12 protein-coding genes, 2 pseudogenes and 1 riboswitch are annotated in these 16627 nt (G+C 69.0%); of the genes and pseudogenes, 6 read left to right on the plus strand and 8 right to left on the minus strand.

From position 1 onward, the window contains the following. Positions 1–307: 307 nt before the first annotated feature. From OG747_RS29300 to OG747_RS29325, 6 genes are all read right to left on the minus strand, one after another. The gene (locus OG747_RS29300; RefSeq protein WP_405882376.1) at positions 308–1315 is read right to left on the minus strand and encodes a ribonucleotide-diphosphate reductase subunit beta; all 1008 of its coding nucleotides are present in this window, start codon (positions 1313–1315) and stop codon (positions 308–310) included. A gap of 2 nt (positions 1316–1317) precedes the next feature. Beyond that, complete coding sequence (locus tag OG747_RS29305; RefSeq protein ID WP_405882377.1) at positions 1318–3729, minus strand: ribonucleoside-diphosphate reductase subunit alpha; 2412 nt, start codon at positions 3727–3729, stop codon at positions 1318–1320. Between the two features lie 140 nt (positions 3730–3869). Next, positions 3870–3962, minus strand: a riboswitch (cobalamin riboswitch). Positions 3963–4049: 87 nt separating this feature from the next. Then, on the minus strand, positions 4050–4556 hold the full coding sequence (locus OG747_RS29310) for a GNAT family N-acetyltransferase (RefSeq protein ID WP_405882378.1): 507 nt from the start codon (positions 4554–4556) through the stop codon (positions 4050–4052). A 172-nt stretch (positions 4557–4728) separates the two neighbouring features. Further along, positions 4729–6339: a monocarboxylate uptake permease MctP gene (gene mctP, locus OG747_RS29315; protein ID WP_405882379.1), complete on the minus strand. Its 1611-nt coding sequence runs from the start codon at positions 6337–6339 to the stop codon at positions 4729–4731. Continuing rightward, a complete protein-coding gene (locus OG747_RS29320) occupies positions 6336–6599 on the minus strand; it encodes a DUF3311 domain-containing protein (protein ID WP_405882380.1) in 264 nt (87 codons plus the stop codon). Before OG747_RS29320 ends, mctP begins: the two co-directional genes overlap by 4 nt. 320 nt (positions 6600–6919) lie before the next feature. Continuing rightward, positions 6920–7684 (minus strand): GntR family transcriptional regulator, encoded by a 765-nt coding sequence (locus tag OG747_RS29325; protein WP_405882381.1) that lies wholly within the window; start codon positions 7682–7684, stop codon positions 6920–6922. Positions 7685–8153: 469 nt separating this feature from the next. Between OG747_RS29325 and OG747_RS29330 the strand changes: the two genes are divergently transcribed. From OG747_RS29330 to OG747_RS29345, 4 genes are all read left to right on the plus strand, one after another. Next, positions 8154–9440, plus strand: coding sequence for an extracellular solute-binding protein (locus OG747_RS29330; RefSeq protein ID WP_405882382.1), 1287 nt, complete (start codon positions 8154–8156; stop codon positions 9438–9440). Between the two features lie 611 nt (positions 9441–10051). Beyond that, on the plus strand, positions 10052–11041 hold the full coding sequence (locus OG747_RS29335) for a carbohydrate ABC transporter permease (protein WP_405882383.1): 990 nt from the start codon (positions 10052–10054) through the stop codon (positions 11039–11041). After that, positions 11038–11883, plus strand: a complete 846-nt coding sequence (locus OG747_RS29340) for a carbohydrate ABC transporter permease (protein WP_405882384.1) — start codon at positions 11038–11040, stop codon at positions 11881–11883. The genes OG747_RS29335 and OG747_RS29340 overlap by 4 nt, the downstream gene beginning before the upstream one ends. 9 nt (positions 11884–11892) lie before the next feature. Continuing rightward, on the plus strand, positions 11893–13461 hold the full coding sequence (locus OG747_RS29345) for a glycoside hydrolase family 3 protein (RefSeq protein WP_405882385.1): 1569 nt from the start codon (positions 11893–11895) through the stop codon (positions 13459–13461). 160 nt (positions 13462–13621) lie between these two features. Here OG747_RS29345 and nagB read toward each other — a convergent pair whose 3' ends face one another. Continuing rightward, positions 13622–14407, minus strand: coding sequence for a glucosamine-6-phosphate deaminase (gene nagB / locus OG747_RS29350; RefSeq protein WP_405882386.1), 786 nt, complete (start codon positions 14405–14407; stop codon positions 13622–13624). Between the two features lie 156 nt (positions 14408–14563). On the opposite strand from nagB, the pseudogene OG747_RS29355 reads away from it, so the two are divergent. After that, positions 14564–15334 (plus strand): annotated as a pseudogene (locus OG747_RS29355) (SIS domain-containing protein); the annotation flags it as partial. 130 nt (positions 15335–15464) lie between these two features. Here the strand turns inward: OG747_RS29355 and OG747_RS29360 are convergent. Further along, positions 15465–15563, minus strand: a pseudogene (locus OG747_RS29360) (short-chain dehydrogenase); the annotation flags it as partial. Between the two features lie 96 nt (positions 15564–15659). On the opposite strand from OG747_RS29360, the gene OG747_RS29365 reads away from it, so the two are divergent. Then, a complete protein-coding gene (locus OG747_RS29365; protein WP_405882387.1) occupies positions 15660–16301 on the plus strand; it encodes a TetR/AcrR family transcriptional regulator in 642 nt (213 codons plus the stop codon). Positions 16302–16627 lie beyond the last annotated feature (326 nt).

Consider the following 16627-nt stretch of genomic DNA (forward strand, 5'->3'; position numbering starts at 1 on the left):
GCATGCCAATCTGTCGTCCTCTCATGCCGCCGTGCATGACATGCCAGGACGGCCAGAACCTAGCCGGGGCCGATGACGCCCGGATAGTCGCGCTCGAAGAACTTTGCCGCCCCATAGGGGGTCCATGGACGGTCCATGGACCGTCCATGGACGAGACGCGATGATGCCGGGCCGTACGCGCCGGCCCGGCGTCATCGGTGTCGCACTGTCAGAAGACCTTGCCAGACCGCGACTTCGGGGACTGGAAGCCGTGACTTCGAGGTCTGCTCGAGGTCTGCTCGAGGGCTGTTCGAGGACGGTTCGAGGACTAGAAGTCCTCGTCGAAGCCGACCGAGCCCTCCACCGCCACCTGGTACGCCGAGGGGCGGCGCTCGAAGAAGTTGGTCAGTTCCTGGACGCCCTGGAGCTCCATGAAGGAGAAGGGGTTCTCGGAGCCGTACACCGGGGCGAAGCCCAGGCGCTGGAGGCGCTGATCGGCGACGCACTCCAGGTACTGGCGCATCGAGTCGGTGTTCATGCCGGGCAGGCCGTCGCCGCACAGGTCGTGGCTGAATTGCAGTTCGGCCGTAACAGCCTCCTTGAGCATGTCTGTGACCTGCTGCTGGAGTTCGTCGTCGAAGAGGTCCGGTTCCTCCTTGCGCACGGTGTCCACGACCGCGAACGCGAAGTCCATGTGGCAGCTTTCATCTCTGAAAACCCAGTTGGTGCCGGTGGCGAGACCGTGCAGCAGACCCCGGCTGCGGAACCAGTAGACGTACGCGAAGGCACCGTAGAAGAACAGGCCCTCGATGCACGCGGCGAAGCAGATGAGGTTGAGGAGGAAGCGGCGGCGGTCCGCCTTGGTCTCCAGGCGGTCCAGCTTCTCCACCGAGTCCATCCACTTGAAGCAGAACTCGGCCTTCTCGCGGATCGAGGGGATGTTCTCGACGGCGGAGAACGCGGCGGCGCGGTCCTCCGGGTCGGGGAGGTACGTGTCCAGCAGGGTCAGGTAGAACTGGACGTGGACCGCTTCCTCGAACAGCTGCCTGGAGAGATACAGGCGCGCCTCGGGTGAGTTGATGTGCTTGTAGAGGGTCAGCACCAGGTTGTTCGACACGATCGAGTCCCCCGTGGCGAAGAACGCGACCAGCCGGCCGATCATGTGCTGTTCGCCCTGTGAGAGCTTCGCGAGGTCGGCGACGTCCGAGTGGAGGTCGACCTCCTCCACGGTCCAGGTGTTCTTGATGGCGTCCCGGTAGCGCTCGTAGAAGTCCGGGTAGCGCATGGGGCGGAGGGTGAGTTCGAAGCCGGGGTCGAGCAGGTTCTTGTCACTCATGATTACTGGCAGGCCTCGCAGGACTCGGGGTTCTCAAGGGAGCAGGCCACCGCATCCGGGTCAGTGGTTTGCTGTTGGGGGATGAGGGCGGCCGCCGCCGAAGAGGAACCGGCGGCGCGGGCGATACGGGTCGCCGGGCGGGAGCGCAGGTAGTACGTCGTCTTCAGGCCCTGCTTCCAGGCGTACGCGTACATCGAGGAGAGCTTGCCGATGGTCGGCGTCTCCAGGAAGAGGTTCAGGGACTGGGCCTGGTCCAGGAACGGGGTACGGGCGGCGGCCATGTCGATCAGACCGCGCTGCGGGATCTCCCACGCGGTGCGGTACAGGTCGCGGACGTCCTGCGGCACCCAGGTGAAGCCCTGCACCGAGCCGCCCGACTCGCGCAGTGCCTCCCGGGTCTGCGCGTCCCACACGCCGAGCTTCTTCAGCTCGTCCACCAGGTACGAGTTGACCTGGAGGAACTCACCGGAGAGCGTCTCGCGCTTGAACAGGTTCGAGACCTGGGGCTCGATGCACTCGTACACACCCGCGATGGACGCGATGGTGGCGGTGGGCGCGATGGCGAGGAGGAGGGAGTTGCGCATGCCCACGGCGGCGATACGTTCCCGCAGGGCCGCCCAGCGCTCCGGCCAGGTCGGTTCGACGTCGTAGTGGTCGGGGTGGAGGACTCCGCGCGCGGTACGGGTCTTCTCCCAGGCCGGGAGCGGGCCGCTGCGCTCCGCGAGGTCGGCCGAGGCCTCGTACGCGGCGAGCATGATGCGCTCGGCGATACGGGTGGAGAGGGCCTTGGCCTCGGGCGAGTCGAAGGGCAGGCGCAGCTTGAAGAAGACGTCCTGGAGGCCCATCGCGCCGAGGCCGACGGGCCGCCACTTCGCGTTCGACCGGCCGGCCTGCTCGGTCGGGTAGAAGTTGATGTCGACGACGCGGTCGAGGAAGGTGACGGCGGTGCGGACCGTCTCGTCCAGCCGCTCCCAGTCGATGTCCCCGGCCGCCCGGTCGACGAACGCGCCCAGGTTGACCGAGCCCAGGTTGCAGACCGCGGTCTCGCCGTCGTCCGTGACCTCCAGGATCTCGGTGCAGAGGTTCGAGGAGTGGACGGTGTGGCCCGGCTCCGCGGTCTGGTTGGCGGTGCGGTTGGCGGCGTCCTTGAAGGTCATCCAGCCGTTGCCGGTCTGTGCGAGGGTGCGCATCATGCGGCCGTAGAGGTCGCGGGCCGGGATGGTCTTCTTGGCGAGGCCCGCCGCTTCGGCCTCGCGGTACGCGGCGTCGAACTCCTCGCCCCACAGGTCGACCAGGTCGGGCACGTCCGACGGGGAGAACAGGGACCACTCGGCGTCCGCGTTCACCCGGCGCATGAACTCGTCCGGGATCCAGTGCGCGAGGTTCAGGTTGTGCGTACGGCGGGCGTCCTCGCCGGTGTTGTCGCGCAGCTCCAGGAACTCCTCGATGTCGGAGTGCCAGGTCTCCAGGTAGACCGCGGCAGCGCCCTTGCGCCGACCGCCCTGGTTCACGGCGGCGACCGAGGCGTCCAGCGTCTTCAGGAACGGGACGATGCCGTTGGAGTGTCCGTTGGTGCCGCGGATGAGGGAGCCGCGGGAGCGGATACGGCTGTACGACAGGCCGATGCCGCCCGCGTGCTTCGAGAGGCGGGCCACCTGGTGGTAGCGGTCATAGATGGAGTCCAGCTCGTCCAGCGGGGAGTCGAGGAGGTAGCAGGACGACATCTGCGGGTGCCGGGTGCCGGAGTTGAAGAGCGTGGGGGAGGAGGGGAGGTAGTCGAGGCGGCTCATGAGCCCGTAGAGCGCCGCGACCTCGTCCAGGGCCCGGGTCGTGTCGTCCTCGGCGAGGCCCGACGCCACCCGGAGCAGGAAGTGCTGGGGCGTCTCGATGACCTTGCGGGTGATCGGGTGCCGGAGCAGGTAGCGGCTGTGCAGGGTGCGCAGGCCGAAGTAGCCGAAGCGGTCGTCGCCGGCGGCATCGATCAGGGCGTCCAGACGGGCCGTGTGCAGACGGACGAACTCGGCCGTGCGGTCGGCGATCAGGCCCTCTCGGTGGCCGGTGGAGACGGACTCGGAGAAGGTCCTGACGCCCTGTGAGGCGGCCTCCGCCGCGATGCTGACCATCAGCAGCCTGGCGGCCAGCCGGGAGTACGCGGGATCCTCGGAGATGAGGCCCGCGGCGGCCTCGGTGGCCAGCTCGCGCAGCTCCGTGTCGTCCGCGTGGGTGGACCGGCCGCGCAGCGCGGCGGCGGCGACCCGGCCGGGGTCGGCGTCGGGGAGGTCGGCGGTGAGATCGGTCAGGGTACGCAACAGCGTGGTACCGGGACCCTCCGTCTCCACCTCCACCGGGGCCTGCGGGGCCTGCGGGGCCTGCTTCACGGAAACTGAAGCCGGGTCGGCTGGCGCGATGGTCACTTGGGGCTCTCCCTCGCTCGGCACGGGGCCTGGCGGGGGCGGGGCAGCTCACGAGCGCACGCGGCGTCGCGTCCACCGGCCCATTCCGCGAGGCCCGGACGTCATGCACCCGGGCCGGACGGCCGGGCGCGCTGTCGGCAGGTCCTCGGACTGACGCGAGTGCGGGCACGCGGGTACGCGAACACGCACAAGTACACCGTTGCGGGACAGTTCCGGATTCGCACCGGATTCCCCTGCGGCGACAGCGAGCATGAGCATACATCTTGTGCCGGGCCCCGGTGGCACCCCCACATGTTGTGTCATGTCGGCTTCGGAGGGTGTCAGAGCGTCAACTCGTAGGTGAGGAGAGTGATGTCGTCGAGGTGGGGAACCGGGTTCCAGTCGCGGGTGGGGGTGCGGGTGAAGCCGAGGCGTTCGTAGATGCGGTGGGCGGTGTGCATGGTGCGCTGGGTGGAGAGCACGACACGTACGCAGCCGGGGGTGGCGCGGGCGCGGTCGACGCAGGCGCGCACGAGGGCCTCGCCGGTGCCGCGGCCGCGGGCCTCACGTGCGACGGCGAGCATGCGGATCTCGGCTTCGCCGGGTTGGGCTATGTCGGCCATGGGGCCGCCGTGCGGTACGAGGGTCACGGCGCCGAGGACGTTGCCGTGTTCCACGGCGACGAGGACCTCCGCGGCGGCGGCCCGCTTCGCCACGTCCCGCAACTCGCCGAGGTACTCGTCATTCTCCCCGAAGTCGAGCAGGCCGTCCCCGAGATAGGCCCCTGCGGTGATCTCGCCGATGCGTTCGTACTCGTGGGGGCGGGCCTGTCTGATGCGGATGTCCATGCGGGTGAGTGTGCATCAGGGTGCGGGAACGGGCCGCCGGATTTTCGTCCGGCGGCCCGTGGTGCCTTGTCTGCGGGCCGGAGAGGGTTGGTGAGGGCTGGTGGGGGGTGGTCGCGCAGTTCCCCGCGCCCCTTGAAAACCTCGGCTCGACCTGCGTTCGAAGGCGAAGAACCTAGTGGGCCGACCCGGCCGTGGCCGGGGGCAGTTCGACCTCGACGCCCGGGTCGCCCACGTCCGCCGTGTAGTCCTCCGGAGACGTCTCGTCGATGCCGTCGGGGGCCTTGAAGGCGCGCAGGGCGAAGGTGAGGACGACGCTCACCGCGGCGTTCAGGACGAATGCCGTCAGGCCGATGTAGCCGATCTCCCCGATGCCGGGGATCTCCTTCGAGCTGCCGCCGAAGTGCTTCTGGGTCGGCGAGGCGACCCCGTACGCGGCGAGCGTGCCGTAGAGCATGCCGACCGCCCAGCCCGCGAGCAGCGCCCAGCGGTGGAACCAGCGGGTGAACAGGCCGCCGACCAGGGCGGGGAAGGTCTGCAGGATCCAGATGCCGCCCAGGAGCTGGAAGTTGATCGCGACCGTCTTGTCCATCGTCAGGACGAAGACCAGCGCGCCCACCTTCACCAGGAGCGAGACCAGTTTCGACACCCTGGTCTCCTGCTGCGGGGTCGCGTCCGGCTTGATGAAGTCCTTGTAGATGTTGCGGGTGAAGAGGTTCGCGGCCGCGATGGACATGATCGCGGCGGGGACGAGTGCGCCGATGCCGATGGCGGCGAAGGCCACACCCGCGAACCAGTCCGGGAACATGTTCTCGAAGAGCTGGGGGATGGCGAGTTGGCTGTTCTTGACCTTCACTCCGGCCGCGATCGCCATGAAGCCGAGGAGCGCGAGCAGGCCCAGCATCAGGGAGTAGAGGGGGAGGATCGTGGTGTTGCGGCGGATCACCTCACGGCTGCGGCTGGACAGGGTCGCCGTGATCGAGTGCGGGTACATGAAGAGCGCGAGCGCGGAGCCGAGCGCGAGGGTGGCGTACGTCCATTGGCCCGCCTCGGCCGGGACCAGCCCGCCGGCGCCCGCCGCCGTGTACTTGTCGCTCGCCGCCTTGAATATCTCGTCGAATCCGCCCAGCTTGATCGGGATGTAGATGATGGCCACCGCGATCACGATGTAGATCATGGTGTCCTTCACGAACGCGATCATTGCCGGGGCGCGCAGGCCCGAGGAGTAGGTGTACGCGGCGAGGACGCCGAAGGCGATGAGGAGGGGGAGGTCCTTGACGAACCAGTTGGTGTTGTCGCCGCCGCCCACACCCATCACGTCCAGGACGGCCTGGATGCCGACCAGCTGGAGCGCGATGTACGGCATGGTGGCGAGGATGCCGGTCACGGCCACGGCGAGGGACAGACCCTTGGAGCCGAAGCGGCCGCGTACGAAGTCCGAGGTCGTCACATAGCCGTGCTTGTGGGAGACCGACCACAGGCGGGGGAGGAAGGTGAAGATCAGGGGGTAGACGAGGATCGTGTAGGGCACGGCGAAGAAGCCCGCCGCGCCCGCCGCGTAGACCGCCGCCGGTACGGCGACGAAGGTGTACGCCGTGTAGAGGTCGCCGCCGAGCAGGAACCAGGTGATCCAGGTTCCGAACGACCGCCCGCCCAGGCCCCATTCGTCGAGGCTGTGCTCGTCGTCGGCCCTGCGCCAGCGCGCGGCCAGGAAGCCCATGACCGTGACGGCCAGGAAGAAGAAGATGAAGACGCCGAGTGCGACGCCGTTCACGCCGTCCTTCATGCTCCGGCACCACCCTTGGCAGAGGCACGGTCGCGCTGGTCGCGCTGCCACAGCTTGTACGCGGTCATCGTGAGCGCCGTGGAGATGAGCACCCACAGCATCTGGTACCAGTAGAAGAACGGGATGCCGATGAAGGCGGGGTCTGTTTTGGCGTAGGAGCCGACCCACAGCATCGCGATGAAGGGTGCGAGCAGGCAGAGAGCGATCACTCCGCGGACCGGTGTCACCACCGGTGGTTTCACTTCAGGCGCGTCTGACATATGGCGGCTCCATCCCCTCAGTGGTCACCTGTGTAACGCGCAGGCAATCTAGGCGACGGCGTCAGGCGAACGGAACCCCTCGCCCGGATTTCGGTCCGCGAATGGCCAGGGTCTTTCCGGTGTCGACGGCGTCGGCCCAGCGGCTGCGGCCGCTGGGCGAGGGCGAGCACGGGACCGGCCCGTGGCGCCCGCCGACGCGACGAGGGTCCGGATGACGATGGTTCGGGGATGGCGGTACGCACCCCCTGCCGGTGCTTGAGCCGCTGTTGGTCCTGCGGGTGCTTGAACCCTTGTCAGTCCTGCGGGCGCTTGAGCCCCTGTCAGTCCTGCGGGCGCTTGAGTCGCGCCACGAACTTGTAGCGGTCGCCCCGGTACACCGACCGCACCCACTCCACCGGCTCGCCCTGCCGGTCGATCGAGTGCCGGGAGAGCATCAGCATGGGCAGGCCGACGTCGGTGCCGAGCAGGCCGGCCTCGCGCGGGGTGGCCAGCGAGGTCTCGATGGTCTCCTCGGCCTCGGCGAGGTGGACGTCGTACACCTCGGCGAGCGCGGTGTAGAGGGACGTGTACTTCACCAGGCTGCGGCGCAGTGCAGGGAAGCGCTTCGCGGAGAGGTGGGTGGTCTCGATGGCCATCGGCTCCCCGCTCGCGAGGCGCAGCCGCTCGATGCGCAGCACCCGCCCGCCGGGCGAGATGTCGAGCAGTTCGGCGAGGGTGTCGTCGGCGGTGATGTAGCCGATGTCCAGGAGCTGCGAGGTGGGCTCCAGGCCCTGGGCGCGCATGTCCTCGGTGTACGAGGTGAGTTGGAGCGCCTGGGAGACCTTGGGCTTGGCGACGAAGGTGCCCTTGCCCTGGATGCGTTCGAGGCGACCCTCGACGACCAGTTCCTGGAGGGCCTGGCGCACGGTGGTGCGCGAGGTGTCGAACTCGGCGGCGAGGGTGCGCTCGGGCGGTACCGGCGTGCCGGGCGGCAGTGTCTCCGTCATCTCGAGCAGGTGCTTCTTGAGGCGGTAGTACTTGGGCACGCGCGCGGTACGGATGGGGGCCCCACCCTCGTTCTCCGCACTGCTGACGTCGGTGCTCATGCTCTGCCTTCCCGGCTCCGGGTGCCGAAGCGACCGACATCCCATCGGTCACGGCTCACATCGTGGCACGGCTTCGTGTGTGAGTGTCCCCCGCACGCTCCGTGATCCCCTCTATATACCGTCGGCGCACCTGTTGGTCTAGTCCATCACGCGGAGAAGGGGGAGGGGCGGGGCGGCGGCCGGGGCGGCGGCGAGGTGGCGATGGGCCGGCGGTGGGGCGGCGATGGGCCGTGAAAGGTCCTGCCATTTATGCGACTTACCTACTTAAAGGTCCTTGCATATGTAGGTCCGATAACGGACGGTCAGCCGGGCTTACACACCCTTGACACCCCTCTAGGTCTAGGCCAAGCTCCCCGTGCTGGTCTACACCATTGGTCCAGTCCCAGTCCCACGGGCAGTACTCGGCAGCGATTCGGCGTGTGTCACCGCGGTGGGCAGGGGGGTTTGTGGCATCCCTGAGGAGGGTGGCGTGAAGCGGAAGCTGGCAGCCGCGATCGGTATCGCGGGCATGATGGTCTCCATCGCGGCGTGCGGGGGCAGTGACAACAAGTCCGGGGGCTCGGACAAGGGTGCGGACGCCAAGGAGCTGACCGTCTGGCTCACGGTGGACGCGCAGAACAACTGGCCCGAGCTGGTCAAGGCCGCCGACGCGGCGGTGCAGAAGGCGCACCCGGGCGTCAAGATCAACCACGAGTACTACGGCTGGCCGGACAAGAACACCAAGCTCGACGCGGTCCTCGCCACCGACAAGGTCCCCGACGTGGTCGAGATGGGCAACACCGAGATGCTCGGCTACATGGTCAAGGGCGCCTTCGCTCCCATCGACGCCTCGAAGCTCGACAACTCGGCCGCGTGGCTGGACGGCCTGAAGGCCTCCGTGACGTACGACGGCAAGACCTACGGCGTGCCGTACTACGCCGGTGGCCGCGTCGGCAACTGGCGCAAGGACGTGGCGGCTTCGGTCGGTGTCAAGACGCCGCCGAAGACGTACACGGAGCTCATCTCCGACCTGGACAAGATCCAGAAGAAGGAGGGGAGCAAGTTCAGCGCCTGGTACCAGCCGACCCGTGACTGGTACGCCGCGATGTCCTTCGTCTACGACGCCGGAGGCTCCATCGCCAAGGAGGACGGCGGCCAGTGGAAGGGCAACCTGTCGTCCCCCGAGTCCCTGAAGGGGCTGAACGACTTCAAGACGGTCGTCGACAAGTACATGCACGGTGACAAGACCAAGGACGAGTCCGACCGTTACATCGTCTACGGCCAGGGCAAGTCCGCCATGATCTTCGGCGCGGCGTGGGAGGGTGCGAGCGCGGCCGACCCGAAGGCCGACAAGACCGGCAAGCTCAAGGGCAACCTCGAGAACTTCGTGATGCCCGGCCCGTCCGGCAAGAACATCCCCGTCTTCCTCGGCGGTTCCGACCTCGCCGTCCCGGTGAAGTCCAAGGCGCAGGCGCTCGCCGCCGAGTGGATCAACGCCTTCACGGGCTCCACCGGCCAGAAGGGTCTGATGGCCAAGGGCAACCTGCCCAACAACAAGACCGACCTCGCCACCCTCAAGAACGACCCGGCGACCGTCGTCCCGGCCACCGCGGCCGAGTCCAACTGGTTCGTGCCGATGGCGCCGGGCTGGGGCCAGGTCGAGAAGGCCCAGATTCTGCAGACGATGCTGCAGAGCATCGGCACCGGCAAGAAGTCGGTCGAGGCCGCCGCGAAGGAAGCGGACGCCGCGATCGACAAGGTCATCAACACCAAGTGAGCTGAGCGCAGGGCCCTGTGGGACCAGGGGGTGCTTCCGGGATGCTTTCGGGGGGATTTCGGGAGTGCCCTCGGGGTTCTGCCGGGGGGCGTGCTCGGGGGCGCCCCCCGCTTCCTGCCGGGGGCGTTCTCGGGGGGCTTCGGAGTCCTGCCGAGGCGCGCTCGGGGACGGGGTCCTGCCTCTCGTACGGACCGTGCGGGGCCCGGCCGCGTACAGCCGAGCGAGGCCTGGGCCGCGTACGACCCGGGCGGGTTCCGCCGGGGTACGACCCGGGGGGCTTGCGTCCGTGTACGACCGACCGTGCCGGGTTCGGACCGCGTACGACCCGTGCCGGGCTCGCCCCTGTGTACGACCGCGCGTGGCCCGGGCCGCGTATGACCCGTGCGGGCCCTGCTCGGGTACGACGGTGCGGGTCCTGCCCGTGTTCGACGGTGCGGGCCCCGGCCGCATATGACCGTGCGGGTTTCACGCACGTACGACGGTGCGGCGGGCCCCGCCCGTGTACGACCCTGCGGGTTTCGCCCGTGTACGACCGTGCGGGTTTCGCCCGCGTACGACCCCGTGCGGGGCTTGGCCTTCGTACGAACTGAGGGATCGCTGAGGAGCGCGCGATGAGTGCCGCAGACACGACCACCCCTGCCAAGGTGCCGCCGCCGCGGCAGGCACCGCCACCGCCCGCGCCGCAGCGACGACCACGCGGGAAGCGGGTCTCGGGCGGCGCCGCCGTCCCCTGGGTCCTGCTCACCCCCTGTCTGCTGATCCTCGGGCTGGTCATGGGCTATCCCCTGGTCCGCATGGTCACCCTCTCCTTCCAGAAGTTCGGGCAGTCCCAGCTGTGGGGCTTCCAGCCGGCCGAGTGGGTCGGCTTCGACAACTTCGGCACAGTGCTGGGGGACAGCGAGTTCTGGACCGTCGTCGTCCGCACGATCGTCTTCGCCGGCGGGTCGGTCGTCTTCACGATGGTCGCCGGCATGCTGATCGCGCTGCTCCTCCAGCGCGTCTCGGGCTGGGTCAAGACGCTCGTCAACATCGTGCTGGTGGCCAGCTGGGGCATGCCCATCATCGTGGCCACCACCGTCTTCAAGTGGCTCTTCGACTCGGACTACGGCATCCTCAACGCGCTGCTGAGCAAGCTGCCCGGCGTCGACATGATCGGCCACAACTGGTTCGCCAGCGGCCCCCAGGGGCTGGCCGTGATCATGCTGCTGGTGGTGTGGGGCGCGGTGCCGTTCGTCGTCATCGCGCTCAGCGCCGGGCTGACACAGGTGCCGCAGGAACTGGAGGAGGCGGCCCGGCTGGACGGCGCGGGCGCGTGGGGCGTCTTCCGTTACGTCACGCTCCCGATCCTCAAACCCATCGTCGTGATGCTCACGACGCTCTCCGTCATCTGGGACATGGGCGTCTTCCCGCAGGTCTTCGTGATGCGGGGCGGCCACCCGGAAGCCGAGTTCCAACTGCTCCTCACCTATTCGTACGACCGCGCGTTCATGGTCGACGACTACGCGCAAGGGTCGGCGATCGCCCTGCTGACCGTGGTGTTGCTGCTGGGCGTGGTCGCCGTCTACATGCGTCAGATGCTGAAGATCGGAGAGGTCGAATGAGTACCGTCGCGACGGCCGGCGGTCGGCGGAAGTCCAAGCTCGGCTGGAACCTCCTCGGCCTCCTCGTCTTCGTCACCGCGGGCTTCCCCGTCTACTGGATGCTGAACACGGCGTTCAAGCCGGCCAAGGACGCCATCGACCCCGATCCGAGCCTGTTCCCCACGGGGATCACGCTCGACAACTTCCGCCGCGCGCTGGACATCGCGGACTTCTGGGGCCCCGTGGGCCGCAGCCTGATCGTGTCCCTTGCGGTGGTCGTGATCGGTGTCGTGGTGGGGATGCTGGCCGCGCTGGCCATCTCCCGGTTCGCCTTCCGCGGCCGCAAGATCGTGATCGTCGGCATCCTGGCGGTCCAGATGGTCCCGCTGGTCGCCATGATCATCCCGGTCTTCCTGCTGCTGAACGACCTGAACCAGTACGACAAACTCTCCGGCCTGATCATCACCTACCTGACCTTCATCCTCCCCTTCACGGTGTGGACGCTGCGCGGCTTCATCGTCAACATCCCGAAGGAGCTGGAGGAGGCGGCCATGGTCGACGGCTGCTCGCGCACCGGCGCCTTCATACGGGTGGTCTTCCCCCTGCTGGCCCCCGGCCTGGTCGCCACGTCGGTCTACGGATTCATCCAGGCCTGGAACGAATACATCTACGCCCTGATGCTCATGAGCCAGAAGCACCAGACCGCCACCGTCTGGCTCGGCAACTTCACCACCAAGCACGGCACCGAGTACGCCCCGATGATGGCCGGTTCCACGATGATGGCCGTGCCGATCGTCGTCCTCTTCCTCATCGTCCAGCGCAAGATGGCCGCGGGGCTGACCGCGGGCGCCGTGAAGGGATAACGCCACCCGATGACGACACTCGCCAGTGGTACGACAGCGTCCCCTTCGGGAAACGACGGCCTGACGCGCGACGCGCTCACCGTCCTGCAGCCCGGCTTCACCGGGACCACGGCCCCGGACTGGCTGCTCCGCCGCCTCGGCGAAGGGCTCGCCTCCGTCGGCCTGTTCGGCCGCAACATCGCCTCGCCCGAACAACTGTCCGCCCTTACGGCCCAGTTGCGGGCGGAGCGCGACGACGTCCTCGTCGCCATCGACGAGGAGGGCGGCGACGTCACCCGCCTGGAGGTCCGCACCGGCTCCTCCTACCCCGGCAACCACGCCCTGGGCGCGGTCGACGACGTGGACCTGACGAGGGAGGTGGCCTCGGCACTCGGCCACCGGCTGACCGCCTGTGGCGTCAACCTCAACTGGGCCCCGTCCGCGGACGTGAACTCCAATCCCGACAACCCGGTCATCGGCGTACGGTCCTTCGGCGCCGACACCGACCTGGTGGCCCGGCACACCGCCGCCTACGTCCACGGTCTGCAGTCCGCGGGCGTCGCCGCCTGCACCAAACACTTCCCCGGGCACGGCGACACGGCGGTCGACTCGCACCACGCGCTGCCGCGCATCGATGCCGGGCTGTCGGTCCTCCAGACCCGCGAACTCGCCCCGTTCCGGGCCGCGATCGCCGCGGGCACGCGCGCCGTGATGAGCGCGCACATCCTGGTCCCGGCCCTGGACCCGGACCGTCCGGCCACCCTCTCCCGCCGCATTCTCACCGGGCTGCTGCGCGAAGAACTCGGCTACGACGGCCTCATCGTCACCGACGGCATGGAGATGCAGGCCATCGCCGCGACGTACGGCATCGAGCGGGGCAGCGTCCTCGCCATCGCGGCCGGCGCGGACGCGATCTGCGTGGGCGGCGGCCTCGCGGACGAGGAGACGGTACGGCGGCTCCGCGACGCCCTCGTCACGGCGGTCCGCACCGGCGAACTCCCCGAGGAGCGCCTCGCGGACGCGGCGGAGCGGGTACGGAGTCTGGCCCGCTGGACGGCTACGGCTTCATCGGCCGCCACCCCCCTGGACGCGGGGGAGGAGCGGACCGATGTGGGTCTCGTCGCCGCCCGGCGCGCGCTGACGCTGACGTACGCGCCGTCGCACGCCCGGTCGTACGAACCGGTGAGTGAACCCCCGTACGTCGCCGCGTTCACACCGGCGGCGAACATCGCCGTCGGTGACGAGACCCCCTGGGGCGTGGCCGCGGAACTGGCCCGCCTGCTCCCCGGCACCCGGACGGGCGGCTTCGCGGGGGAGGAAGCGGGGCGCGCGGTGCTGGAGGCGGCCGGGCGGCGCCGGATCGTCGCCGTGGTCCGCGACGAGCACCGGCACCCGTGGATGGCGGCCGCCCTGGACACGCTGCTGCGGGAACGCCCAGACACGGTCGTAGTCGAGATGGGCATCCCGCAGGCCCCGCCCCGGGGCGCCCTCCACATCGCGACGCACGGCGCGGCGAGGGTGTGCGGCCGGGCGGCGGCGGAGGTCATCGTGGGGGAGGGCGCCGCGGAGGCGGTCGCGGAGGCGGTCGCGGGGGAGTAGCCCCGTTCATGTGAAGGTGCCGGGCCCCCTGTGGGAGACCCGGCACCTTCAGGTGTCTGTGCCGGTCCGTGCAGGTCTGTGCCGGTCCATGCCGGACTGTGCGAGTTCATGCCAGTCCACGCCGGTCCGCTCCGGCCCGTGCCAGTCCGTGTCCGCGCCGTCAGATCCCCTGCCAGTCGGGCTTGTTGGCATAGGTGTGCCGGAAGTAGTCGGCGAGCTTCAGCTTGGACGCGGCGGCCTCGTCGACGACGACGGTCGCGTGCGGGTGGAGTTGCAGCGCGGAGGCCGGGCACACCGCGGCCACCGGCCCCTCCACGGTCGCGGCGACCGCGTCCGCCTTGCCCTCGCCGGTCGCGAGCAGCACCAGGTGCCGGGCCTCCAGGATGGTTCCGATGCCCTGCGTGATGACGTGGTGCGGCACCTGTTCGATGTCGTCCTCGAAGAACCGCGCGTTGTCGACCCGGGTCTGCTGGGTCAGCGTCTTGATCCGGGTGCGGGAGGCCAGCGAGGAACAGGGCTCGTTGAACCCGATGTGCCCGTCCGTCCCGATCCCGAGCAGCTGGAGGTCGACCCCGTCGGCCTCGGTCAGCGCCTTGTCGTACGCCTCGCAGGCGGCGGCGACGTCCTCGGCGGTGCCGTCCGGCCCCATGAACGCGTCCATGCCGATGCCGAGCGGTTCGAGCACCTCGCGCCGCAGCACCGAACGGTACGACTCGGGATGCTCGGCGGGCAGCCCCACGTACTCGTCGAGCTGCGCGATGCGGGCCCGCGACGCGTCCACGGCACCGGAGCGCACCTTCGCCGTGAGTGCCTGGTAGATGGGCAGCGGGGTCGAGCCGGTGGCCACGCCGAGCAGGGCGTCGGGCTTGCGCCGGAGCAGCTGCGCCATGGCCTCGGCGATCAGCTCGCCGCCCGCCTTGGCGTCCGGAACGATGACAACTTCCACGCTGGGCCTGCCGATCTGGAGAGGGGCTCGCCGGGAACCGTGGGGAGCACGTGTGGTGTAGACCAATCTAGCAAAGATGGTCCACCCATGACCCCTCGGCAGCCCTGCTGCGGCCCTCCTGCGGCCCTCCGGCGCACCGAGCTCCACCGCTTGGCCGTCCTGGTGATCGCCGTCAGCCAGTCCGGCGGCTCCCCGGACCTGGTCGCCTCCACCCGGGCCGCCCGCGAGGCCGGCGCCATCACGCTCGCGGTGACCAACAACCCGGACTCGCCGTTGGCCGCCGTCTCCGAGTACCACCTCGACATCCTGGCCGGACCCGAGAAGGCCCTTCCCGCCACCAAGACCTATACGGCCTCCCTCCTCACCCTCTATCTCTTCGTCGAAGGACTGCACGGCGGCGACGGCGTCGCGGCCAAGGCGCTGCCCGATCTCGCCGAGCATCTCCTCACCCGCCAGGACGAGGTGCGGACCCTCGCCTCCCGCTACCGCTTCGCCGAGCGCATGGTGATCACCTCACGCGGCTACGGTTACCCCACGGCCAAGGAAGCCGCCCTCAAGCTGATGGAGACCAGCTACATCCCGGCCCTCTCCTATTCCGGCGCCGATCTTCTGCACGGCCCCCTAGCCATGGTCGACAACATCTCCCCGGTCATCGCGGTCGTCACCGACGGCAAGGGCGGCGAGGCGCTCCAGCCCGTGCTCGACCGGCTGCGAGGGCGTGGCGCCGACCTCGTCGTCATCGGCCCCAGGGCCCAGGTCGAACAGGCCTCGGCCGGATTCGTCCTGCCCACCGAGGGCGTGCCCGAAGAGCTCCAGCCGATCCTGGAGATCCTTCCGCTCCAACTCCTGGCCTACGAGGTCACCATCGCCCGCGGCCAGGACCCGGACGCGCCGCGCGCCCTGGCGAAGGTGACGGAGACCCGCTGACCGCCGGGCTGCCGGCCAGGCCTGGACACGGCGCCGGGCCGTCCGCCCAGCCCTCCTCGCTCCCGTTCAGGAAGCCGGCGGCGCTGTCGGGCATCACCGCGCTGCGTGCGAGCCCCGACGATATGTAGATGACGCGCCCGCCGTCCCGCCGCAGCCGCTCGGCGATGCCCCGCCCGATGCCCCTGCTGCCACCTGTGACAAGTGCCGTCCTACCCGCGAACACGTCCATACCGGCTCCCCCTCCACATTTTCATAGTGGTTGCTACAGAAAAACCGTACAACGGGCTGCCGACATTTCTCTAGTATCCGCTATAAAATCCACCCTGTGGTGGACAAGCGGGTGGACAAGCGGGTGGACAGACAAGTGAGCGGGCAGGCCAAACGGCGCGGTCGTCCGCGTTCCTTCGATCGCGAGACCGCGCTGGAGAAGGCGATCCTCGCCTTCTGGGAGCGCGGCTACGAGGCGACCTCCGTCTCCGATCTCACCCGTGTCATGGGTATCGGTGCGCCGAGCCTCTATGCGGCGTTCGGTGACAAGCGGTCGCTCTTCGAGGAGGTCGTCCGCGAGTACGGCGCGAAGTACAGCTCGTTCGGCGAACGCGCCCTCACCGAGGAGCCCACGGTTCGCGGCGCGGTGGAGCGGACGCTGCGCGAGGCCGCGATCGAGTACACGGACCCGGGCCACCCGCATGGCTGCCTGGTCATCCACGCGGCCATCAACTGCACGACTCCCGAGGTGGAGGAGTCCCTGCGTGCGCGGCGCAATGCCAACATCGGCGCCCTCGAGAGCCGGATAAGGGCGGGCATCGCCGCGGGCGAACTGCCCGCGGACGCCGACGCCGCGGCCCTCGCCCGGCACACCGGGGCGCTCATCCAGGGAATGTCCCAGCAGGCCCGCGACGGGGCCACCCGGGCGGAGCTGGAGGCCCTCGCCGAACTCGCCATGACGATCTGGCCCCGGCCGTGACGTCCATGACCGCCATGCCCCTCATTCGGCCCCACTCATGAGTCGATCCGGCCCCCACCGGGGGCCGAAGCGGGCTAGTCTGCGTGGTGGATGCTGTTGGAAGTTCGATAAAGAGACAACAACAAACATCCGCCGACGCATGGACGTGACAGATGGTCTAGTCCACAATGTGCAGGTAAAGCAATGGATCGACCGAAGGGTTGATTCAAACAAGCCTCCGTCTTCCCCGCACAGGAAGGCGGACCGAGGAACCGGTGCTCTCTGCCCTGACTGCTCCGGGTCCTCTCCTTCGGCCGGCGGGACCGCACACCCCGTGGCCGTTGCTG

This window comes from Streptomyces sp. NBC_01384 (genome assembly GCF_045040035.1).
In the GTDB taxonomy this organism is placed as follows: Bacteria; Actinomycetota; Actinomycetes; order Streptomycetales; family Streptomycetaceae; genus Streptomyces.